The organism is Vogesella lacus (assembly GCF_979366295.1).
Genome location: NZ_CEETQT010000008.1, coordinates 138,196 through 158,890 on the forward strand (window position 1 = coordinate 138,196; position 20,695 = coordinate 158,890).

Annotated in this window: 21 protein-coding genes and 2 tRNA genes; 8 read left to right on the plus strand and 15 right to left on the minus strand. The window is 58.4% G+C overall.

All coding sequences use genetic code 11. The features are described from left to right. Window positions 1-77: 77 nt before the first annotated feature. From ACZ9W6_RS11840 to dcd, 3 genes are read left to right on the plus strand one after another with little or no spacing between them, the layout of a single operon-like run. On the plus strand, window positions 78-1,238 hold the full coding sequence (locus ACZ9W6_RS11840; RefSeq protein WP_465191367.1) for a sensor histidine kinase: 1,161 nt from the start codon (window positions 78-80) through the stop codon (window positions 1,236-1,238). A 4-nt stretch (window positions 1,239-1,242) separates the two neighbouring features. After that, window positions 1,243-1,566 carry an STAS domain-containing protein gene (locus tag ACZ9W6_RS11845; RefSeq protein WP_465191368.1) on the plus strand — a complete coding sequence of 108 codons (324 nt, stop codon included), beginning with the start codon at window positions 1,243-1,245 and terminating at the stop codon, window positions 1,564-1,566. Window positions 1,567-1,568: 2 nt separating this feature from the next. After that, on the plus strand, window positions 1,569-2,138 hold the full coding sequence (gene dcd, locus ACZ9W6_RS11850; protein ID WP_465191369.1) for a dCTP deaminase: 570 nt from the start codon (window positions 1,569-1,571) through the stop codon (window positions 2,136-2,138). 74 nt (window positions 2,139-2,212) lie between these two features. Here the strand turns inward: dcd and pabC are convergent, their stop codons facing one another. The 11 genes from pabC to ACZ9W6_RS11905 form a co-directional block, all read right to left on the minus strand. Then, window positions 2,213-3,016, minus strand: a complete 804-nt coding sequence (gene pabC, locus ACZ9W6_RS11855) for an aminodeoxychorismate lyase (protein WP_465191370.1) — start codon at window positions 3,014-3,016, stop codon at window positions 2,213-2,215. Continuing rightward, window positions 3,010-3,465: a GNAT family N-acetyltransferase gene (locus tag ACZ9W6_RS11860; protein WP_465191371.1), complete on the minus strand. Its 456-nt coding sequence runs from the start codon at window positions 3,463-3,465 to the stop codon at window positions 3,010-3,012. The genes pabC and ACZ9W6_RS11860 overlap by 7 nt, the downstream gene beginning before the upstream one ends. 13 nt (window positions 3,466-3,478) lie before the next feature. Then, window positions 3,479-4,777: an aminodeoxychorismate synthase component I gene (locus ACZ9W6_RS11865; RefSeq protein ID WP_465191372.1), complete on the minus strand. Its 1,299-nt coding sequence runs from the start codon at window positions 4,775-4,777 to the stop codon at window positions 3,479-3,481. A 97-nt stretch (window positions 4,778-4,874) separates the two neighbouring features. Continuing rightward, complete coding sequence (gene fabF / locus ACZ9W6_RS11870) at window positions 4,875-6,116, minus strand: beta-ketoacyl-ACP synthase II (RefSeq protein WP_465191373.1); 1,242 nt, start codon at window positions 6,114-6,116, stop codon at window positions 4,875-4,877. Between the two features lie 156 nt (window positions 6,117-6,272). Continuing rightward, window positions 6,273-6,512 carry an acyl carrier protein gene (gene acpP, locus ACZ9W6_RS11875; RefSeq protein ID WP_465191374.1) on the minus strand — a complete coding sequence of 80 codons (240 nt, stop codon included), beginning with the start codon at window positions 6,510-6,512 and terminating at the stop codon, window positions 6,273-6,275. Window positions 6,513-6,708: 196 nt separating this feature from the next. Continuing rightward, on the minus strand, window positions 6,709-7,446 hold the full coding sequence (gene fabG, locus ACZ9W6_RS11880; protein ID WP_465191375.1) for a 3-oxoacyl-ACP reductase FabG: 738 nt from the start codon (window positions 7,444-7,446) through the stop codon (window positions 6,709-6,711). 45 nt (window positions 7,447-7,491) lie between these two features. Further along, window positions 7,492-8,421 carry an ACP S-malonyltransferase gene (fabD, locus tag ACZ9W6_RS11885; protein ID WP_465191376.1) on the minus strand — a complete coding sequence of 310 codons (930 nt, stop codon included), beginning with the start codon at window positions 8,419-8,421 and terminating at the stop codon, window positions 7,492-7,494. Window positions 8,422-8,526: 105 nt separating this feature from the next. Next, entirely contained in the window at window positions 8,527-9,486 is a 960-nt protein-coding gene (locus tag ACZ9W6_RS11890) for a beta-ketoacyl-ACP synthase III (protein ID WP_465191377.1), read from the minus strand. 10 nt (window positions 9,487-9,496) lie between these two features. Further along, window positions 9,497-10,531 (minus strand): phosphate acyltransferase PlsX, encoded by a 1,035-nt coding sequence (gene plsX, locus ACZ9W6_RS11895; RefSeq protein WP_465191378.1) that lies wholly within the window; start codon window positions 10,529-10,531, stop codon window positions 9,497-9,499. A 63-nt stretch (window positions 10,532-10,594) separates the two neighbouring features. Further along, the gene (gene rpmF, locus ACZ9W6_RS11900; protein ID WP_465011832.1) at window positions 10,595-10,774 is read right to left on the minus strand and encodes a 50S ribosomal protein L32; all 180 of its coding nucleotides are present in this window, start codon (window positions 10,772-10,774) and stop codon (window positions 10,595-10,597) included. A 32-nt stretch (window positions 10,775-10,806) separates the two neighbouring features. Continuing rightward, window positions 10,807-11,307, minus strand: coding sequence for a YceD family protein (locus tag ACZ9W6_RS11905; protein WP_465191379.1), 501 nt, complete (start codon window positions 11,305-11,307; stop codon window positions 10,807-10,809). 124 nt (window positions 11,308-11,431) lie between these two features. Between ACZ9W6_RS11905 and ACZ9W6_RS11910 the strand changes: the two genes are divergently transcribed. Continuing rightward, window positions 11,432-12,010: a Maf family nucleotide pyrophosphatase gene (locus ACZ9W6_RS11910; RefSeq protein WP_465191380.1), complete on the plus strand. Its 579-nt coding sequence runs from the start codon at window positions 11,432-11,434 to the stop codon at window positions 12,008-12,010. Further along, window positions 12,010-12,711 (plus strand): SAM-dependent methyltransferase, encoded by a 702-nt coding sequence (locus tag ACZ9W6_RS11915; RefSeq protein ID WP_465191381.1) that lies wholly within the window; start codon window positions 12,010-12,012, stop codon window positions 12,709-12,711. The genes ACZ9W6_RS11910 and ACZ9W6_RS11915 overlap by 1 nt, the downstream gene beginning before the upstream one ends. A gap of 104 nt (window positions 12,712-12,815) precedes the next feature. Here ACZ9W6_RS11915 and ACZ9W6_RS11920 read toward each other — a convergent pair whose 3' ends face one another. Further along, window positions 12,816-13,673, minus strand: coding sequence for a Rossmann-like and DUF2520 domain-containing protein (locus ACZ9W6_RS11920; RefSeq protein WP_465191382.1), 858 nt, complete (start codon window positions 13,671-13,673; stop codon window positions 12,816-12,818). Window positions 13,674-13,742: 69 nt separating this feature from the next. Between ACZ9W6_RS11920 and ACZ9W6_RS11925 the strand changes: the two genes are divergently transcribed. Beyond that, entirely contained in the window at window positions 13,743-14,219 is a 477-nt protein-coding gene (locus tag ACZ9W6_RS11925) for a LemA family protein (RefSeq protein ID WP_465191383.1), read from the plus strand. A gap of 9 nt (window positions 14,220-14,228) precedes the next feature. Here ACZ9W6_RS11925 and ACZ9W6_RS11930 read toward each other — a convergent pair whose 3' ends face one another. Continuing rightward, the gene (locus ACZ9W6_RS11930) at window positions 14,229-15,392 is read right to left on the minus strand and encodes a pyridoxal phosphate-dependent aminotransferase (RefSeq protein WP_465191384.1); all 1,164 of its coding nucleotides are present in this window, start codon (window positions 15,390-15,392) and stop codon (window positions 14,229-14,231) included. Window positions 15,393-15,516: 124 nt separating this feature from the next. Between ACZ9W6_RS11930 and ACZ9W6_RS11935 the strand changes: the two genes are divergently transcribed. Both ACZ9W6_RS11935 and ACZ9W6_RS11940 read left to right on the plus strand, forming a co-directional pair. Further along, window positions 15,517-15,606: transfer RNA gene (locus ACZ9W6_RS11935), tRNA-Ser, on the plus strand. 12 nt (window positions 15,607-15,618) lie between these two features. Further along, window positions 15,619-15,709, plus strand: a tRNA-Ser gene (locus ACZ9W6_RS11940). A 353-nt stretch (window positions 15,710-16,062) separates the two neighbouring features. On the opposite strand, the gene ACZ9W6_RS11945 is transcribed toward ACZ9W6_RS11940, so the two are convergent. Further along, window positions 16,063-17,730, minus strand: coding sequence for an ABC-F family ATP-binding cassette domain-containing protein (locus ACZ9W6_RS11945; protein ID WP_465191385.1), 1,668 nt, complete (start codon window positions 17,728-17,730; stop codon window positions 16,063-16,065). A 312-nt stretch (window positions 17,731-18,042) separates the two neighbouring features. After that, window positions 18,043-20,694 carry a bifunctional diguanylate cyclase/phosphodiesterase gene (locus ACZ9W6_RS11950; protein ID WP_465191386.1) on the minus strand — a complete coding sequence of 884 codons (2,652 nt, stop codon included), beginning with the start codon at window positions 20,692-20,694 and terminating at the stop codon, window positions 18,043-18,045. Window position 20,695 lies beyond the last annotated feature (1 nt).

Here is a 20,695-nt window from a genome sequence, read left to right on the forward strand (position 1 = left end):
CCAGTACCACGGCTGCAAGAAAAGCTATACAGAGATTATCATACTGACCAACAGTACTTACAAATGGCGTTTGACTAATGTCTAATATCCTATCAACAAACACCGATGAAGAGGCATTGAAAGCTGCATTTGCCCACTTCAATCAGGTAAGTGACGAGCTGATAAAGGCATACCAGCTACTTGAACTCAAAGCCGAGAAGCTCGGTGTCGAGCTACAAAAAGCCAATGATGAGCTGGTCAGCAAGTCAAAAACCAATGCAGAGCTGGCCCAAAAACTATCAACTGTGCTGGATGCCATGCCCGCTGCCGTTATCGAAATAGATGCAGCCGAGAAAATTGTCTCGATGAACCGATCAGCAAGCGCAATACTGCCCGCCACAACCACAACAGGTGATCTCCTTGATCTGAGCTTTGCCGGAGAAATGGCAAATGACGCTACTTTGCAGCTAACGACAACAAACGGGCAGGTTCGGTATTTTTCACAGCAGTGCTGTGAGCTGAGCATGGGGCATCGCTTGCTGTTGCTGTTCGATATCACCATGATCAAGGATCTGAGCGAGCAACTGGCTCACCGCAAGAAGTTGGCCGCCATGGGTGAAATGACTGCATCATTGGCACACCAACTCAGAACACCACTCTCGACGGCTCTTCTTTATACAAAGAATCTGGAAAAGGAAAACCTGTCACCCGATGACAGAAAGAAATTCACGGGCAAGATTGTCAATCGACTCAAAGCACTGGAATCGCTGGTCCAGAGCATGCTGACATTCGTCAGGCAAGAACGCGAACAAACAGTCTCAACCCACATCCAGATTGAAGATCTTAAATCTGAAATCGAACAGATTTTCCTGCCCCAATGCGAACTCAAGCAGGTCAGCCTGAATGTTGAAATCAAACACCATAACCAGCAGTCCTTCAGTGTCCCGCAAAAAATTTCACCCATACTGCTTAACTTGGTCGAAAATGCAGTCATTCATTCGCCAAACGCTCAGGCGATAGATATATATTTATTAAAAGAAGGGGTGGACTTCATTGCAGAAGTTCACGACAAAGGGCCCGGCGTCCCTGCTGAACACCTAGATCGCATCTTTGAGCCTTTTTTCACTACCCGTGCCAGTGGTACAGGTCTTGGTTTGTCAATGGCATCAATGATGGCGGAAGAACTTGGTGGCAAGCTGACTTATAATCGCCGTGACGACACAACCGTTTTCTCAATCACGATTCCTGAAAAGGAGTAGGAAAATGAGTACACCCAGCATCATGAAGCCTATCGTCAAGACCCGCGACAACATTGGTATCATCTACCTGATCGGCCAGTTCGACTTCAATGCCCACAAGGCATTCCGCCAGGCGAGCCAGGAACTGCTGGATAACGGTGACATTTCCGAAATCCAGGTGGATTTCGAACAGGTTCCCTACCTCGACAGCTCTGCACTTGGCATGCTGCTGCTGCTGAAAGAACGTGCTGCCAGTGCCGGCAAGGCCTTGGCACTGGTCAATTGCAAGGAAACGGTTCGCCAGGTCCTTGAAATTGCCTGCTTTAACAAACTTTTTAATATTTCCTGAACATGACCATCAAGTCCGACCGCTGGATCAAGCGCATGGCAGAGCAACAAGCCATGATTTCCCCATTCGAGCCAAATCAGGTGAAAACACTAAACGGGGAGAAGGTCATTTCCTTTGGCACTTCAAGCTACGGTTATGACATTCGCTGCGCCGATGAATTCAAGGTCTTCACCAATATCAACAACACCGTTGTTGACCCGAAGAATTTTGATCCGGGCTCCTTTGTTGAAGTCTCAGGCAAAGGCTATTGCATTATCCCGCCCAACTCGTTTGCCTTGGGTCGTACTGTCGAGTACTTCAAGATCCCGCGCTCGGTGCTGACTGTTTGCCTCGGCAAGTCCACCTATGCGCGTTGCGGCATCATCGTGAACGTCACCCCGTTCGAGCCCGAATGGGAAGGCTTTGTCACGCTGGAGTTTTCCAACACGACGCCACTGCCTGCCAAGATTTATGCCAATGAAGGCGTGGCACAGGTGCTGTTTTTCGAGTCTGACGAAGAGTGCGAAGTGTCGTACAAGGATCGTGCCGGCAAGTACATGGGACAAAGCGGCGTAACCCTGCCAAAGCCTTAATCAAACCGGTTGCACAAAATAATGCGGCCAACCTTTTCGGGTTGGCCGCATTATTTTTTACCAAGGCAGTGCGCTCAAATACCAGACTGTTCCTGCTGCAGCCTTCTCGTCAACGTACCGATTTGCCATGTTCGTTCAGGCAGGCTGACTACCGGCCAAATGCCTGCCAGACTATTGCAGATAAACACCTCATCCGCCTGTAACAGCTGCGCCCTGCTCAAGCGCACCTCCTGCACTGGCAAGCCAAGCCTTGCAGCTGTATCCATTACCCACGCCCGCATCGCGCCCGCCACACCACAACGATCCAGCAGCGGTGTCTGTAATACACCATGACTTAACAGAAACAGATTGCTCATGGTGCCTTCAGTGACAAAGCCATCACTATCGCACATCAGACCTTCGGCAATCGCAGCATCCTGCCACTCGCTGCGTGCCAATACATTCTCCAGCCGGTTCAGATGCTTGATGCCGGCAAGTCTAGGCTGGATACCGAGGCGCGTTTCGCACCAGCACAGCTGCACGCCCTGTTCCGCCCGTTCGGCCGGGTAACCTGCCCAAGGGCTGGCACTGACAATCCGGGTCACATCCGGCGTACTCGGCATGGCATAACCGCGCTGGCCTGCGCCGCGCGTCAGCGTAATCTTGGCCACAGCCCGCTCATGACACAAACCGACCTGCAGCAACTCATCCAGTAATAAATGCTGATCCGGGCAGGGCAGCTGCAAGGCTGCGCAGTCTGCGGCCAACCTTTGCCAATGCCAGCACCACAATCGGGGCTGACCATTCAGCAACTCTACGGTACGAAAAATCCCGTCACCGTAAGCCAGGCCCCGGTCTGTCGCCGGCAGCAAATCCGTCACCACTCCGTTGATCAGCATGTCAGCGCCTTGCCGAAACACACAGCTTCTGGCCGGCCAATATAACGACCATAATTGTCGATCACGCGATAGCCCTGCTTCAGGTAAAAATTGACCGCACGCTTATTCAGTTGCCGTGTTTCCAGCCACACGGCTCGATAGCCGAGTTTCTTTGCTTGCCATTCCAATTCGGTCAGCACCCTGGCTCCCAGCCCGCGGCTGCCTGGCGCCGCGTACATGCGCTTAATCTCGGCGACGCCATCATGCAGCGGTCGCAAGGCACCGCAAGCACAAGCCACGCCGTGCTCGTCATAAGCCAGCAAGAAAACAGCGCCTTCTACCCGTACATCATCCAGCGAAAACGATGCTTCGCCGCTACTACCTGTAATCGCAGCCAGTGCTGCCGATAGCGCCGTCAGCACGGGCAGTGCATCAGGATGAGCAGGATCAGTCGCGACAATGCGGTACATTCAGCCTCCAGACTCAGGCCTGTTCCACACCCAGCGCGCGTAGCAGTCCGCGTGCCTTGTGGCGGGTTTCCTGCAGTTCACGTTCGGGGTCGGAGTCGGCAACAATGCCACCTCCAGCGCGGAAGCGCAGCTGTTCGCCTTGCTGCATGAAGGTACGGATCAGGATATTCAGATCCATACTGCCATCACGGTTCAGGTAACCAAGGCTGCCGGTATAGGCGCGGCGCGCACTGTTTTCGAGCTCGCGGATGATCTGCATGGTGCGCACTTTAGGGCAGCCGGTGATGGTGCCACCGGGGAACAGCGCACGGAACACATCCACGGTGTCCACGCCATCGCGGATACGGCCACGAACATTGGATTCGATATGGTGGACGTAAGCGTAGCTGGCCACCGCCATCAATTCATTCACCTCGACCGTACCTGGCTGGCAGATGCGGCCAAGATCATTACGCTCCAGGTCAATCAGCATGACATGCTCGGCACGCTCCTTGATGCTGGAAATCAGCCGTTGCTTGAGTGCCGCATCCTCATCCGGATCTTTCGAACGCGGATGGGTGCCAGCAATCGGACGGGTGTCGACCCAGCCATCATGCACGCGCACCAGCCGCTCGGGCGAAGAGCTGACAATCTGCGCAGCACCGAAATCCGCCAGCGCAGAGAAGGGTGCCGGGTTGGCGCGGCGCAAGGCGGCAAACAGATCGACCGGCCGCACATCTGCCGCCAGTGTGGCTTGCCAGCCGCGCGAGATATTTACCTGAAACACATCACCTTCGTAGATGTAGTCTTTCAGCTTGACTACCGCATCGGTATACCAGTGCGGCGGATCTTCTTGCAGGCTTTGCAAATTCACAGGGTTGGCCGCAAACGGCTCGGCCGCTACCATGGCCTGCTTGAGCGCATCCAGTTGCGCTTCCGTTTCTGCCAGCAACCAGCTTTCCTGCCGGCTGCGGTCATGAATCACTGCCGCCGGTATGCGCGTTAACGCGGCCAGCGGGAAGCTGTCGCTGATCGCGGCCGGAACGGTCGGCTCGAACTCGGACAACAAGTCATACGCCATGTAGACAAACCAACCACCGGAAAACGGCAGGCTATGCGGGTTGGCAACCGCCTGCGGTGCCGGCAAGGCGCGCACATCATCAAGGAAGCGACCACCTTCACCTTCGTGATAAATGCGGGTTTCCTGCGGCAGCGCCATCAGGATGTCCCAGCCATGATCGCCGGAAGACTGCATCAGATAAGGAAAGCGCTGGCGATCCGCCGCGTGCAGCGCCAGCAGATCCGGCGTGAAATTCAGCAATTCGTAATGCATGATGTGGGCCCGCCAAGGTTGGCCGCAAAAGAAAAAGACCGCGCGAGTTTATCGCAGCGATCTTCGGTGTCAATGACGGCATGGCCGCTGTCGTGATTTACACGCGCTTGAACACCAGGGTGCCGTTGGTACCGCCAAAACCGAAGGAGTTGGAGATCGCCACATCGATCTTCATATCCCGTGCGGTGTTTGCACAGTAGTCCAGATCGCAACCGCCTTCGATATCCTGTTCGAACAGGTTGATGGTCGGTGGCGACACCTGATTGTGCACAGCCAGAATCGAGTAGATCGCCTCGACACCGCCTGCCGCACCCAAAAGGTGACCGGTCATGGACTTGGTCGAGTTCACCACCAGACTCTTGGCGTGATCACCAAAGGCCAGCTTCAAGGCGCCGGTCTCGTTGGCATCACCCAACGGAGTCGAGGTACCGTGAGCATTCACATAGTGCACCTGATCCGGATTGATACCGGCATCGCGCAGAGCGTTCTTCACACCGCGCGCCGGACCTTCCATGCTCGGAGCAGTAATGTGATGCGCGTCGGAGCTCATGCCAAAGCCAGCCAGTTCGGCGTAGATCTTGGCGCCACGCTTGACCGCGTGTTCGTACTCTTCCAGCACCACGACACCGGCACCCTCACCCATCACGAAGCCGTCACGGCCCTTGTCCCACGGGCGGGACGAGGTGGCCGGATCATCATTGCGGGTAGACATCGCCTTCATGGCCGAAAAGCCCCCCACAGCCAGGCTGCAAATGGTGCTTTCGGTACCGCCGGCCACCATGATGTCGGCGTCGCCGTACTGGATCAGACGCGCGGCGTCACCGATACAGTGCGCACCGGTCGTGCACGCCGAAACGATGCTGTAGCTCGGGCCCTGGAAGCCCTTCAGGATGGACACCTGGCCGGACACCATATTGATCAGCGAACCCGGGATGAAGAACGGGCCGATCTTGCGGATACCGCCATCGTAGCGTGCCACACCGGTTTCCTCGATCAGTGGCAAACCACCGATACCGGAGCCGATGTTCACCCCAACGCGGGTCTTGTCGAGATCAGGAATATCATCCAGACCGGCATCAGCGACCGCCTGGAATGCCGCCGCGATGCCGAAATGGATGAAAGTATCCATGCGGCGCGCTTCCTTGGCGGAAATATACTGGCCAATGTCAAAGCCCTTGACCTCACCGGCCACCTGGCAAGCAATATCACTGGCATCGAATTTGGTAATGGCAGTGATGCCGCTCTTTCCGGCCAGGAGATTGGCCCAGCCACTGCTCACATCGTTGCCGACCGGGGAAATATGCCCGAGGCCGGTCACTACTACTCTGCGTTTTGACACAGGGTATCTCCATCGTAAAAGGGAGGCTGGCTCCCGAAGTCCTGTCGTACGCTGCCACAATGGCAAGAATCAAACGCACGTTTCAGGGCTCTACAGCAAAAGACCTCTGCAGGCGAAATCACACCGGCAGAGGTCCTAAGTAAGCCCGGATAGGGATTACTTGCTCAGGTGAGCCTTGACGTAGTCAACGGCTTGCTGAACGTTGGTGATCTTCTCGGCTTCTTCATCCGGAATCTCGCACTCGAACTCTTCTTCCAGAGCCATAACCAGCTCAACGGTGTCCAGAGAGTCAGCGCCCAGATCGTCGACGAAGGAAGAGTCGATCTTCACTTCGGCTTCGTTTACGCCCAGTTGCTCGGCAACGATCTTTTTAACGCGCGCTTCGATGTTTTCCATGTTTTTTAATCCTTACCTTTCTGTAAGCGGGATATAAAACCCCGCCATTCTACAAAAAAAACCGCCAATAGCCTACCGCAGCCAACAACCCGCAGGAATATGTACCGCAGCAAAGCCTGTCATACAAGTCTGCAAATCTGCCAAATGACTGATCTGCTTATGAAAAATGGCGGGCTGTTGCAATTCCCCGACTTAATCAGGGCATCAACATACCACCATTCACATGCAGTGTCTGGCCGGTAATGTAATTGGCTTTATCGGATGCCAGAAACAGCACGGCATCAGCGATATCCTGGGCATCGCCGAGGCGACCCAGAGAAATCTTGTTGACCAGCGCTTCACGCTGGGCTTCCGGCAGCGCACGGGTCATATCGGTATCGATAAAGCCTGGTGCCACGCAGTTGACGGTAATACCACGGCTGCCGACTTCCTGCGCCATCGACTTCGAAAAGCCGATAATGCCGGCCTTGGCCGCACAGTAATTGGTCTGACCAGGATTGCCGGATACGCCTACGATGGACGCAATATTGATGATGCGGCCGCTGCGGGCCTTCATCATGCTGCGCAATACCGCCTTGGATGCCTTGTAAACCGACTTGAGGTTGGTTTCCATGATGGCATCCCAGTCTTCATCCTTCATGCGCATCAGCAAGCCGTCACGGGTAATGCCCGCATTATTGACGAGAATCGCCACGTCACCGTGCTCTTTGGCGATGGTATCAATCAAGGCCTCTACTGCGCCGGCTTCGCCGACGTTCAGCACCATGCCAACGCCGCCCCACTGGGCCAGACGCTCGCCAATGGCAGCTGCACCGCTTTCCGAAGTGGCAGTGCCGATGACTTTCGCACCAGCCGCCGCCAGCGTATCGGCAATTGCCGCACCGATGCCGCGCGATGCGCCAGTCACCAGTGCTACTTTACCTTGCAGATTCATTCTTGCTCTCCAGAGTTGGCCGCAAGCGGCCAAAACTTGCTTTGATCAGGCCAGCTCGGCACGCGCAGCGTCGAGCTTGGCGGCATCGGTCAGCGCATGGCAAACCACATTGCCATCAATGCGCTTGGCCAGACCGGCCAACACCTTACCCGGTCCACACTCGGCCATCAGCAGCACACCATCACCGGCCAGCTTTTGTACGGTTTCGGTCCAGCGCACCGGACGATACAGCTGACGTGTCAGCGCATCACGGATCTGCTCGGCATTGTCGTAGCTGGCAACGTCGGCATTGTGCAATACCGGCACTTGCGGCGCCTTGATCTCAATCTCGGCCAATGCTGCGGCCAACCTTTCGGCGGCCGGCTTCATCAGCGTACAGTGCGACGGCACGGATACCGGCAAAGGCAAGGCACGCTTGGCGCCCTTGGCCTTGCACAGCTCCATCGCGCGCTCGACAGCAGCCTTGCTACCGGCAATCACCACCTGGCCTGGCGAATTGAAATTCACCGGCTCGACGATTTCGCCTTGGGCAGCTTCTTCACATGCAGCACGAATGTCATCATCCGACAGGTTCAGAATCGCAGCCATCGCGCCTTCACCAGCAGGTACCGCCTGCTGCATGGCTTCCGCACGCAGACGCACCAGACGCACGGCATCGGCAAAAGCCAGACTACCGGCAGCAACCAGCGCCGAGTATTCGCCAAGGCTATGACCAGCCAAGGCTGCAGGTACGGCACCGCCCTGTGCCAGCCAGGCGCGATAAGTCGCTACGCCTGCCGCCAGCATCAGTGGCTGGGTATTTACGGTGGCATTGATGGCATCGGCCGATTCGGCCTGCAACATCGCCCACAAATCTTCGCCCAATACGGCCGAAGCTTCATCAAATGTCTGTTTGACCACTGGCAGATCAGCAAAACCATCCATCATTTTCAGGCTTTGCGAACCCTGACCAGGGAAGAGAAAGGCAAACGCCATAAGGGTCTCCTTTTTGAAACGGGGTGAATGATGACTGTTTGCGCTGATTAATGCAAAAAATCAGCCGAACGAGCGTTTGATTCGACAAACAGTCAACAAGATGGCTCAGTAACGCAGCAGTAGTGCGCCCCAGGCAAAGCCGCCGCCAATACCTTCCAGCAGCACGGTCTGGCCACGCTGCAGCTTGCCGGCACGAACGGCATGATCGAAGGCCAGCGGAATCGAGGCAGCCGAAGTATTACCCTGCTCCGGCAAGGTAACGATTACCTTGTCCATTGACAGATTCAGATGCTTGGCCGTTGCCTCGATGATGCGCACATTGGCCTGGTGCGGTACCAGCCAGTCCACATCGTCTTGCGCCACACCGGCTTCGCTCAGGGTTTTCTCGGCAATATCGGACAGTGCCTTGACGGCAAACTTGAATACCGCCGGACCATCCATATGCAGGTATGGCGTCCCCTCGACCTCGCCACCCGCAATCTGGGCCTCGGTCTTGAGAATGTCGCGGTAGCGGCCATCTGCGGCCAACTTGGCATGCAGGATACCGGGCTCTTCACCCGCCCCCACCACCATGGCACCGGCACCATCGCCAAACAGTACGCAGGTACGACGGTCATTCCAGTCCAGCAGGCGACTCATCACCTCGGCACCGACCACCAACACCTTTTGCGCCATGCCGCTCTTGATGTAGCCATTGGCAGTCGCCAGCGCATAGACAAAGCCAGCGCAAACCGCCTGCACATCAAATGCCGGCACGCCCGGAATACCCAGCTTCTCTTGCAGGATGCTGGCCGTACTCGGGAATTGCATGTCGGGAGTCGTGGTGGCGACGATGATCAGATCAAGATCAGCCGCGGTGAGACCTGCGCTTTCCAGCGCCCGGCAAGCCGCCAGATACGCCAGATCGCTGGTTTTTTGTTCTGCAGACGCGATATGGCGCGCACGAATACCAGTGCGAGAGGTAATCCACTCGTCACTGGTATCGATTTGTTCCGCCAGCATCGCATTCGTCAGGATGGTTTCCGGCAGATAACTGCCGGTACCCAGAATGCGTGAATAGGTCATTTAGCTAACTTTACGCTTCAGACTCGGAACGCTTGATGATTTGTAATTGGGAAGCGACCCGGTCTGCAATGTGACCAATTACATTGGCTCGGACTTCCTCGCAAGCCTGTTCCAATGCAATACGGAATCCCAGCGCGTCCGTCCCGCCATGGCTCTTGACCACAATGCCACGCAAACCAAGGAAGCTGGCGCCATTGTACTGGCGCGGATCAGCCCGTCCCTTGAAGCGCTTCAGCACCGGCATCGCTACCAGCGCAATCAGCTTGGTCCACCATGTGCGGGAGAATTCCTCGCGCAGGAATGTTGCAATCATTTGCGCCAGCCCCTCGGAGGCTTTCAGCGCAACATTGCCGGTAAATCCGTCGCAGACTACCACATCCACTGTCGATTTGAAGATGTCGTTGCCTTCGACGTTACCGAAGAAATTCAGACCGGAAGCACGCAGCAACTCTGCTGCACGCTTGATGGATTCGGTACCCTTGATATCTTCCGAGCCTATATTGAGCAAACCCACGGTGGGATTAGCCCTGTGCTCGAGACTGGCCACCAGCTCGGAACCCATGATGCCAAACTGCAACAATTGCTCGGGCGAGCAATCGACATTGGCACCCAGATCCAGCACGCAGGTATTGCCTTTGATGCCAGGCATCATTTTGGCAATCGCCGGCCGGTCGATACCGGGAATGGTTTTCAGGACAAACTTGGCCGTTGCCATCAGCGCACCGGTATTACCGGCAGAAACTGCCGCCTGCGCCAGGCCTTCCTTGACCAGATTGATCGCCACCCGCATGGACGAGTCTTTCTTGTTCTTCAGCGCAAGTTGCGGCGCTTCGTCCATGCCGACCACTTCGGAGGCATGCCGAACCACAATACGCGCAAGAAGCCCTTCCGGCACAGCGGCAAGCTCGGCGTTAATCGCCTGCTCGTCACCCACCAGAATCAGACTGACATCGGGAGTATTTTTTAGGAGTTGGACAGATGCAGGGACAGTGACCTTGAGGCCAACGTCACCGCCCATTGCATCGACCGCTACGGTGATAGTCATCAACGTGAAACGGTAGTGAACCTACCTGTAGTTATGAAGGTAAGAATCAGATCGGTACGAATATTATTCGCCCTTGGCCTTCACAACCTGACGGCCACGGTAGAAGCCGTTCGGGCTGATGTGGTGGCGCAGGTGAGCCTCACCGGTAGTCGGCTCTTTAGCGAGCGACGGAGCGGTCAGGAAATCGTGGGCACGATGCATGCCACGCTTGGACGGGGACTTTTTGTTCTGTTGAACAGCCATGGTCGACTCCTAGGGATTCAGGTTAAACGTTTTCAGGACCCGGATTTTTTCAGCGCAGCCAGCACCGCGAACGGATTTGGCTTGTCTGACTTGGCCTTGGCCAATTCATCCGAACCGCAGTCTTCATGTTTGGCAGACAGCGGCAGGCCCATGATGATCTCGTCTTCGATCAGCGCGATGACGTCAAAGCTTTCTTCGGCCATGATGGCATCCAGCATCTCGTCTGCCTCAACCGCAGCTTCCAGCTTTTGCTCGCTGGAAAACAGGGTAATCACACCTTCAGCCTTGAGACTGAACGGCATGCCTTGCAGGCAACGTTGACACTCGACATCCAGACCGGCTTCCAGCTCGAAGCGCAATGCCGGACGCAGCAGGCGATCCTGGAATCCCTGCACACGGTACGACACCACGCCGGCAGTGCTTGCCAGCATCTCGCGCACGCGCTCGTCAAGACTCGCTACGGGCCGTTCGCCTTTCAGCTCGGCACCGTCGCGTGCGAAGGCGAGCGGATCAATCAAAATCGGGTTAGACATAAACGTGGCATGATATTATCAGCGACCTGACCTTGTCAAAACAAACATGCACTTGGCCCGCACTGCCGTTCGCAGGCAAACCCTTGATACAACAGGCCAAGGCAAAACGGAACAAAAACCAGCCATGCAGCTCATTCTTGCCTCCACTTCGCCTTATCGCCGCGAGATTGTCGAACGCCTGGGCCTGCCCCTGCAGGCCGTCGCCCCGATCTGCGACGAAACGCCACTCGCGGGCGAATCCGCGCTCGATACCGCCATCCGCCTCGCCCGTACCAAGGCGATGTCGCTGGCCAGCCAGTTTCCGGATGCTCTGATTATCGGTGGCGATCAGGTCGCCCTGCTGGACGGCCAACAGATCGGCAAACCCGGCAGTTTTGAAAACGGCGTCAAAATGCTGCAATGGATGAGCGGCCGCACCGTGATTTTCCACTCCGCCCTCGCCCTCTATAACAGCAAGAGCGGCCAGCTGCAGGAAGAAGTCGGTATAACCAAAGTCACCTTGCGCACCCTGACCGAACAACAGATCCGCAACTATCTGGAACGCGAACCCGATGCCCTGCACTGCGCCGGCAGCGCCAAGAGCGAGACGCTCGGCGGCGCGCTGATGCAGAAAGTCGAAGCTGACGACCCCAACTCGCTGATCGGCGTACCACTATTCGCCCTGGTCAGCATGCTGCAAAACGAAGGCGTGGAGATTCTGTAATGGCCGGCACACTCTATCTGATTCCGACACCACTGAACGAAGGCGACAGCCACTGGCTGCCCGAGGGCGAGCGCGCACGCGTCACCCATATCACGCACTTTGTGGTCGAGGCGGAAAAAACCGCACGCAAACACCTGAAGCAACTGGGCGTCACCACGCCGATCCGCGAATTGACCATGCACACGCTGAACGAGCACACCAAGCCCGCCGACGTAGCCGCCCTGCTGGCACCGCTGGCCGCAGGCGAGGACGTCGGCCTGGTATCCGAAGCCGGCTGCCCGGCCGTGGCTGACCCCGGCGCACAGCTGGTGGCGCTGGCGCATGAAAAAGGCTATCGCGTCGAGCCGCTGATCGGCCCTTCGTCAATTCTGCTGGCGATGATGGCCAGCGGTGCCAACGGCCAGTGCTTTGCCTTTCATGGCTATCTGCCGGTGGATGCTGCCGAACGCGCCAAGGCCATCAAGGCACTCGAGGCCCGCTCGCGCCAGAATAACGAAACGCAGCTGTTCATCGAGACGCCTTACCGCAACAACGCTCTGCTGCAACAGCTGCGCGAAACACTGGCCACCAGCACCCGCCTGTGCGTAGCCGCCGACCTGACTGCGCCGACCCAGACCATCGTCAGCCGACTGGTCAAGGACTGGCCAAAGGAGGCACCGGACTTTCACAAGCGCCCGGCGATTTTCGTGATCCACGCCTGATCCACCCGTGTCAAAAAAGGTTGGCCGCAATGTTTGCGGCCAACCTTTTTTATTTCTGTACTCAACGCTGCTGCCAAACTGACTAATTCAGTAAAATCCGCCACTCAATCACGCGGCAACAGCAAGGCCTCGCGCACGGCCTGCAACTGTTCCGCACTCAGTCGCGATGCAGCCAAAGTAGCCGTCGCCTGCCCGAGCACACAATACAAAGCATCATCCGCCGTCGTCAGCACCGCGCGATGCCGCGCCAGCGTACCAACATCAGCGCGTGAAATCGGCCCGGTCAATGCCGCCTGCGGCCCCAGCGCCAGGGTATTTTCCAGCGTCTGCCGCATCAGGCTGCCCAACACCGCCTGCGCCACCTCATCACTCATACCGGCCTGACCGGCCAGCCGCTGCGCTAGATCATGCAGCGTCACCAGATAATTGGAGGCCACACACAAGGCGGCGTGATAAGCCGCCTTGCCACCGGGCGCGAGCCGGAATGGCACCGCGCCCAGAGCGGTAGAAAACGCCTCAAGCAATGGCAACGCCGCCTCGTCACCCTCCAGCGCACAACGGGTACCGGTAAACGCCGCCACCGAGCGCGCCGGCTCGGCAAACGAAAACGCCGGATGCCAGCTGGCACAATGCAGTCGACCGGCCAGTGGCGACAACAACGCCGCCTCGGCCACACCACTGGCGTGGAACGCCAGACTCCCTGCCTGCAGATAAGCGCCCGCGGCCAGCGTTTGCGCCAGTGAGGCAATGGCCGCATCCGGCACCGACAGCAGATTCAATTCGGCCGGCGGCAATGCTGCCAGATCGCACAGCGGCAAACCGTCGCCAATGAAAGCTGCCGCCTGCTGCGCATGGGCCAGATCCCGACAATACACCGCAGCAATGCGATAACCGGCCTTGCGCGCCAGATGGCCGATCGCCATGCCGAGGCGACCGCCACCAATAATGTTCAAACTCTGCATGAGCCTGCTTTCTTGACATGGCTGCCGGTGCTGGCGACGATACAACAGACATCCAACCGGAATACGCCGATGCCTCTCGTTCTGCTACTGGCCGCACTGGCCGCCTTTGTTTTCTATCTGATCAGCCTCTACAACCATCTCCTGCGCCTGCAATACCTTGCCAAGTCGCAATGGGATGCCGTACAGGCCGCCTTGCAGCAACAACAAGAGCAACTGGCACTCTGCCTGCCGCACGCACACGAACAGCGCGAAACGCTGATCGGCCTGCGCGCCAGCCTCGCCGAAGCCAGCCGTGTCGGCAACGTTGGCCGCATCCGCGAACTGCATGGCGAATGGCAACAGCAACTGGCATTACTGGCTGCGCTGCCGGCCAATTTGCAGCAAGCGCTGCAGAGCAGCGAAACATCCCTGCTGGCTGCCGCCGCCGCTTATGACGAGGCCGCCACCGGCTACAATCTGCGCCTCGCGCAATTCCCCGGCAATCTGCTGGCCGGGCTGTTCGGCCTCGTTTACTGCCCCTTGCTGCATCTGGGCCGTCCGCACTGAAAACCGCGCTCAGCCCTGTGCCAGCGCAGCGATGCGCGCAATAGCCTCTGCCAGCCGCGGAATCTCCGTGGTGTAGGCAATGCGCACATACTGCCCGGCTCGATGGCTGCCAAAATCCGCGCCCGGCGTAATCGCCACCTGCACCTCGTCCAGCAGGCGCTGGCAATAGGCAAAGCTGTCATCACATACCGCCGACACATCGGCGTACACATAAAACGCGCCCTGCGGCTCGCTATCGATCCGCCAGCCCAGTGACGGCAAATGCGCCAGCAGATAATCGCGCCGCCGGGCAAACTCGGCACGGCGGCTTTCCAGCTCGTCCAGCACCGCCGGAGTAAAGGCAGCCAGCGCCGCCTGCTGGGCGATGGACGACGGACACAGATACAGATTCTGCGCGAGGCGGATGGCCGGCTCGACAAAATCCTCCGGCACCACCAGCCAGCCCAGCCGCCAGCCCGTCATCTGGAAATATTTGGAAAAACTGCTGATCACGAAAGCATCATCCGCCACCGACAGCACCGACAAGGGCTGCACCCCGTAATTCAGCCCCTGATAAATCTCGTCCACCAGCAAGCTGCCGCCGCGCTCGCGGCAAACCGCCGCCAAGGCGAGCAACTCTTCGGCCGACAGCACCGTGCCGGTCGGATTGGCCGGCGTCGCCACCATCGCGGCGACCGTATTATCCTGCCAGTTGGCCGCAGCCTGCGACGCCAGTAGCTGATAGCGACTTGCCGCATCCACCGCCACGGCTTGCGGCTGCCCGCCCAGCAGGCTGACAAAATGGCGATTGCACGGATAAGTCGGATCCGCCATCAGCACGCCATCGCCCTCACCCAGCAACAAGGCCAGCGCAATCTGCAAGGCACCGGAGGCACCGGGCGTCACAATGATGCGCTGCGGCGAAACATCCACCTTAAAGTGACTGCGGTAAAACGCGGCAATCGCCTCGCGCAGCGCCGGCAAACCCTGCGCCGGCGTATAGAAGGTCTGTCCCTCGGCCAGCGCCGCCTGCCCCGCCGCCACAATCGCGGCCGGCGTGGCAAAGTCCGGCTCGCCGACTTCCAGATGAATCACATCCTTGCCGGCAGCCTGCAAGGCACGGGCCTTCTCGAGAATCGCCATCACCTGGAATGGCGCAATATGCTGCAGCCGCGCTGCCAATTTGCTGTTCATGTCTTGCCCTGGTCATTTAGCTGTTTTGTGCTGGCAGTATGCCGCAGAAGCCCCGCAAAGACGAAATGCACAAAACGCTTGACGCCCATGACGAGTCTACCTATACTTCGCGTCCTGTCGTCGCGGAGAGGTGGCAGAGTGGTTGAATGTACCTGACTCGAAATCAGGCGTAGGTGCAAGCCTACCGAGGGTTCGAATCCCTCTCTCTCCGCCAGCAAGACCATCTAGAGAGGTGGATGAGTGGTTTAAGTCGCACGCCTGGAAAGCGTGTTCAGGGTAATACCCTGACGGGGGTTCGAATCCCCCTCTCTCTGCCAGATTCAAAAAGCCCTGATTATTCAGGGCTTTTTTCATTTCAGCACACCAAAAATCATACATACCCTACTGGGGCATATCTTTTGACTGCGTGATAATTGACGCCAGAGTTGCACACCTTGCTCGGCCGCCCCCTCTTCACGACAGAGCATCACCACTGTTCGCTAGTTTCTACAAAAATCAGCAAGCTTCTACAAAAACCGCATTGCGCTCTCGCCTCAGCCTGCTTCAAGCCGCCGCAGTAGCCAGCACATTCTTGACGAGAATGCGCACCACCCCCTGACGGATCAACCACCCGCCCGGACTGCCTCTACAGACAGCCCAGGCATAAGGTTGGCCGCAAGACCGGGTCGGCTTAGCGCTTGCCGGCCGCTTCCTCGCGGCGGCGCTTGGCTTCTTCCAACAGGTAAACCTGGTAATCGTCCAGATCGCCGGTGAAATCGCTGACACCGCCACGCGACACCATCCAGAATTCGTCGCACACCGAGCGCAGCAGCGCACGATCATGGCTGACCAGCATCACCGAGCCTTCAAACTCGTTCAGCGCCACGCTCAACGCCTCGCGGGTGGCGAGGTCCAGATGGTTGGTCGGCTCGTCCAGCAGCAGCAGGTTCGGGCGTTGCCACACCAGCATGCACAGCACCAGTCGCGCCTTTTCGCCGCCGCTCATGCTGCCAACCGCCTGCTTCACCATATCGCCGCTGAAATTGAAGGTGCCAAGGAAATTACGCAGCCCCTGCTCGCGGCAATCATTGGCCGATGGCCGCATCGCTGCCGGCGTATCACGCACCAGACGGAACATATGCTGCAGCGGATCGTCCTCCGGCCGCAGCACGTCCAGCTCCTGCTGCGAGAAGTAGCCGATATTCAGCCCCTTGCCGCGCACGATTTCGCCACCGACCGGACACAGCGCCTCGGCCACGGTTTTCACCAGCGTGGATTTACCCTGACCGTTCGCGCCCAGAATGCCGATGCGCTGACCGGCCAGAACCGAGCGGTTGATGTTCTGCACGATTACCGTTGGCGGCGTGCCTTCCGCCGCGCTCTCCGCTGCCGGATAACCGCAAGCCGCCGCCGTCATCGACAGCATCGAGTTCGGCAGGCTCATCGGCTCCTTGAATTCGAACTGGAACTCGGCATCAGCCAGCACCGGCGCGATCTTCTCCATCCGCTCCAGCGCCTTGACGCGGCTTTGCGCCTGCTTGGCCTTGCTGGCCTTGGCCTTGAAGCGGTCAATAAACTTCTGCAGATGCGCCATCTTTTCCTGCTGCTTGGCCTGGGCGGCTTGCTGCAGGATCAGCTGTTCGGCGCGCATGTCTTCAAACTTGCTGTAATTGCCGCCGTAGCGCACCAGTCTGGCGTTGTCGATGTGCAGCGTCACATTGGTGATGGCGTCGAGGAATTCGCGGTCATGGCTGATCACCACAATGGTGCCGGCGTATTGCTTGAGCCACGCTTCCAGCCACACCAGCGCGTCCAGATCCAGGTGGTTGGTCGGCTCGTCCAGCAGCAGCAGGTCGGACGGACACATCAGCGCACGCGCCAGTTGCAAACGCATGCGCCAGCCGCCGGAAAAACTGTTTACCGGCTGATTCAGCTCGGCCACGCTGAAGCCCAGGCCCAGAATCAGCGCCTGTGCGCGAGCTGGCGCATCATGCGCGCCGGCGTCGTTGAGCGCGGTATAGGCGTGCGCCATGCGCATATAGTCATCACCGGCCTCGGCTTCGGCCACCTCTTTCTGTGCCGCCATCAGCGTGGTGTCGCCCTCGACCACAAACTCGGTCGCGGTCTGCGAGGTTTCCGGCATGTCCTGCGCCACCTGCGACATACGCCACTGTGACGGGATGGACACATCGCCGCCGTCTTCGTGCAGACTGCCGTTCAGCACCGCAAACAGGGACGACTTGCCCGCGCCATTGCGGCCAACCAGACCGACTTTCTCGCCGGGGTTCAGCGTGACGGAGGCGTTTTCGAGCAGGACTTTGGTACCGCGGCGCAAGGCCACGTTTTTCAGAATAATCATGGAATCATCGCCGCGCGGCGGCAGGATCAGGTTAAGCCGCGACCGGCGATCAGGCGGGAAGACGACAGAAAAGGCGGCCAAGCTTGGCCGCATCATGGCAAGGGTGTCGATGCATGCTGCGAAGCAATAAACAACACGGCGCAGATGGTAACACGCCACTGTGAAAGAACGCTGAGCTTCGCCGGCATGGCCCCGATAGCTGGGCTTTGGCGATCAATGCCGCAGCCTGCGCGCATCAGCAGAAACAACAAAGCCGATCATCCCGATCGGCTTTGTTGTTTCTGCCAGCCGGCAATGTCACAGCCGGCGCGCTTACTGCACAAGGTTGGCCGCATCGGCAGCCAGCAAGCTCGCACGCATTTGCTGCTCCAGCACCGCCAGTGGCTGCGGCCGGCCAAACAGATAGCCCTGATACGCATCGCAGCCCTGGCCGGCGAGAAACTGCTGCTGGCCGGCGGTCTCCACGCCTTCCGCCAGCACCGTCAGCCCCAGACTATGTGCAAGGCCGATGATGGAGCGGGCAATTGCCGCCGCGTTGCCATCCTCCAGAACTTCGTTGACAAAGGATTTGTCGATTTTCAGCTGCGACAGCGGCAGGCGCTTCAGGTAGGCGAGCGAGGAGTAACCGGTGCCAAAGTCATCCAGCGCAAAGCCGATGCCCAGCGCGCGCAACTCGCTCATCTTGATAATGGTGTCTTCGACATGATCCAGCAGCATGCTTTCGGTCAGCTCCAGCTCGAGCTTGCAGGCGCGGGTAGCGTGTTTTTGCAGGCAAGCCGTCAGCCGGCCGACAAAATCCGGCTCGGACAATTGTCGCGCACTGACGTTGACGGCGATATGCAGCGAGTGAAACTGGGGATCATCCTGCCAGCGACGCAAGACCTGGCAGACCGAATCAATCACCCACCAGCCCACCGGGATGATCAGCCCGCTCTCTTCCAGCTGCGGGATAAACTCGGCCGGCGACACCATGCCGCGTTCGGGATGACGCCAGCGCAACAGCACTTCCGCGCCGAGCGGCTTGCCGTGGCTATCGCTCTGCTGCTGGTAATACAACTCGAATTCGCCCAGCTCCCATGCGCGGCGCAGCTCGCTCTCGAGGCGGGTGCGCTGGCTGGCTGCCGCCTGCATTGCCGGGTCAAAAAACACGATGCAGTTGCGCCCTGCCGCCTTGGCACTGTAAAGCGCCAGATCGGCATGTTTCAGCAGCTCGTCAGCCCCGGCGATATCCTCTGAAAACAGCGCAATGCCGATGCTCGGCGTACAGATATATTCATGGCCGGCCAGATCATAACGCTCGCCCAGCAACAGCCGGATGCGCTCGGCAATCAGCCACGACTCGCGTGCGGCCAACTCGCTGCGATTGCCCAGACTGTCGAGCAACACCACAAACTCGTCGCCACCCTGACGCGATACGGTGTCGTCTTCACGCACACAGGTCAGCAGCCGCTGCGCCACCTGTTGCAGCAGCAAATCACCCTTGTCGTGCCCAAGGGTGTCGTTCAGATTCTTGAAATTATCCAGATCCAGAAACAACAAGGCGCCGCCGCGCTGATGCTGCCTTGCATGCTGCAAAGCCTGTTGCAGACGATCGCGTAGCAGACGGCGGTTAGGCAGATTGGTCAGCGGGTCGTAAAAAGCCAGATGGCGGATTTCATCCTCGGCCTGCTTGCGCTGGGTGATGTCCATCAGGGTGGACACATAGTGGCTGACCTCGCCCTGCGCATCGCGCACCGCGGTAATCGTCAGCCATTCGGGGTAAATCTCGCCGGACTTGCGGCGGTTCCAGATTTCGCCCTGCCAGACACCATGGCGGGCAATGGCCAGCCACATCGCCTGATAAAAGGCCGCATCATGCCGGCCAGAGCTGAACAATTTCGGGCTGCGGCCAACCACCTCTTGCGCCTCATAGCCGGTGATTTTGCAAAAGGCCCGATTCACACGCAGGATTTTGCCCTGCACGTCGGTGATGAACATCCCTTCTTGCGCCTCGAATGCCGCCGCCGCAATGCGCAGGTCGGCCGCATCCTGCTCGCGCATACGGCTGATGCGCTCGTAATGCCAGTAATACCAGCTGGCCAATGCCAGCATCAGCAGCAGCAACAGCGCCACAGTCCAGCCGGTGCTGTGCATTTCATTGCGCCAGGCACGCAGCGCATAGGCTTCGTCCAGCGACACCACCAGCACAAAGGGGTAGTTGGCCGAGGCGCGATAGGCCACCAGTCTGGCGTCCGCCATACCCGATGTCCCCAGCCGGAATGCACCGGCTTCGCTTTGTTCCAGCTGGCGAATCACCTCGCTGAAGTCGCTCTTGCCGTCGCGCGTGCTGAACAGCACGCTGCCATCAAAGCGCAACAAGGCCACCTGGCCGCGCGCCTCGCTGATATGGCTGGAATAGAAATTAAGGAAGTAATCGGTATTCAGTGTCGCCAGCACTGTCAGCCAGCGGCCATCCGGGCGCAAGACATCACGCGCCAGCGGCAAAAAAGCCACCGGCGGCATTGCCTCACCTTCATTTAGTGGCCGCGCCTGAAACAGGTCACGCCCGTCCTGCAGGCGGCCAACCCGCAAGGCCTCCACCGGTGGTGGTGCATCGGGCCAGAAGGGCGCACGCGCCACAACAGTACCCAGATTGCTGTCGTTCGAGCTGGCAAACACCCTGCCCTGCATGTCTGCCAGCGATAACGAGCGCACAAATGGCGTCTGCCGCATAAACAGCGGCAACCACTCGCTGCCCTGATATTGCTCGGCCGCCATCAGCATGCTGCGATCAGCCACACTCAGCGAATAAGTCAGATGATCTTCCAGCGTACGCGCCGTCAGGCTGGCGACATTGGCCTCGCGGTGCAGGGTTTCGCTACGCAAACGCCACAGCAGATACGCGGTACTGGCCACGGTGGCAGCCACCATGACCAGCATCAGCGTGATAAAAATTGCCCGGCGAAAGCTGCGCGTACTCTGCATG

What these genes read in the sequence shown, in the direction of transcription:
- ACZ9W6_RS11840 (WP_465191367.1), top strand. Translation starts at nt 78, where the DNA reads ATGTCTAATATCCTATCAACAAACACCGATGAAGAGGCATTGAAAGCT.
- ACZ9W6_RS11845 (WP_465191368.1), top strand. Translation starts at nt 1,243, where the DNA reads ATGAGTACACCCAGCATCATGAAGCCTATCGTCAAGACCCGCGACAAC.
- dcd (WP_465191369.1), top strand. Translation starts at nt 1,569, where the DNA reads ATGACCATCAAGTCCGACCGCTGGATCAAGCGCATGGCAGAGCAACAA.
- pabC (WP_465191370.1), bottom strand. Translation starts at nt 3,016, where the DNA reads ATGCTGATCAACGGAGTGGTGACGGATTTGCTGCCGGCGACAGACCGG.
- ACZ9W6_RS11860 (WP_465191371.1), bottom strand. Translation starts at nt 3,465, where the DNA reads ATGTACCGCATTGTCGCGACTGATCCTGCTCATCCTGATGCACTGCCC.
- ACZ9W6_RS11865 (WP_465191372.1), bottom strand. Translation starts at nt 4,777, where the DNA reads ATGCATTACGAATTGCTGAATTTCACGCCGGATCTGCTGGCGCTGCAC.
- acpP (WP_465191374.1), bottom strand. Translation starts at nt 6,512, where the DNA reads ATGGAAAACATCGAAGCGCGCGTTAAAAAGATCGTTGCCGAGCAACTG.
- fabG (WP_465191375.1), bottom strand. Translation starts at nt 7,446, where the DNA reads ATGAATCTGCAAGGTAAAGTAGCACTGGTGACTGGCGCATCGCGCGGC.
- fabD (WP_465191376.1), bottom strand. Translation starts at nt 8,421, where the DNA reads ATGGCGTTTGCCTTTCTCTTCCCTGGTCAGGGTTCGCAAAGCCTGAAA.
- ACZ9W6_RS11890 (WP_465191377.1), bottom strand. Translation starts at nt 9,486, where the DNA reads ATGACCTATTCACGCATTCTGGGTACCGGCAGTTATCTGCCGGAAACC.
- plsX (WP_465191378.1), bottom strand. Translation starts at nt 10,531, where the DNA reads ATGACTATCACCGTAGCGGTCGATGCAATGGGCGGTGACGTTGGCCTC.
- rpmF (WP_465011832.1), bottom strand. Translation starts at nt 10,774, where the DNA reads ATGGCTGTTCAACAGAACAAAAAGTCCCCGTCCAAGCGTGGCATGCAT.
- ACZ9W6_RS11905 (WP_465191379.1), bottom strand. Translation starts at nt 11,307, where the DNA reads ATGTCTAACCCGATTTTGATTGATCCGCTCGCCTTCGCACGCGACGGT.
- ACZ9W6_RS11910 (WP_465191380.1), top strand. Translation starts at nt 11,432, where the DNA reads ATGCAGCTCATTCTTGCCTCCACTTCGCCTTATCGCCGCGAGATTGTC.
- ACZ9W6_RS11915 (WP_465191381.1), top strand. Translation starts at nt 12,010, where the DNA reads ATGGCCGGCACACTCTATCTGATTCCGACACCACTGAACGAAGGCGAC.
- ACZ9W6_RS11920 (WP_465191382.1), bottom strand. Translation starts at nt 13,673, where the DNA reads ATGCAGAGTTTGAACATTATTGGTGGCGGTCGCCTCGGCATGGCGATC.
- ACZ9W6_RS11925 (WP_465191383.1), top strand. Translation starts at nt 13,743, where the DNA reads ATGCCTCTCGTTCTGCTACTGGCCGCACTGGCCGCCTTTGTTTTCTAT.
- ACZ9W6_RS11930 (WP_465191384.1), bottom strand. Translation starts at nt 15,392, where the DNA reads ATGAACAGCAAATTGGCAGCGCGGCTGCAGCATATTGCGCCATTCCAG.
- ACZ9W6_RS11945 (WP_465191385.1), bottom strand. Translation starts at nt 17,730, where the DNA reads ATGATTATTCTGAAAAACGTGGCCTTGCGCCGCGGTACCAAAGTCCTG.
- ACZ9W6_RS11950 (WP_465191386.1), bottom strand. Translation starts at nt 20,694, where the DNA reads ATGCAGAGTACGCGCAGCTTTCGCCGGGCAATTTTTATCACGCTGATG.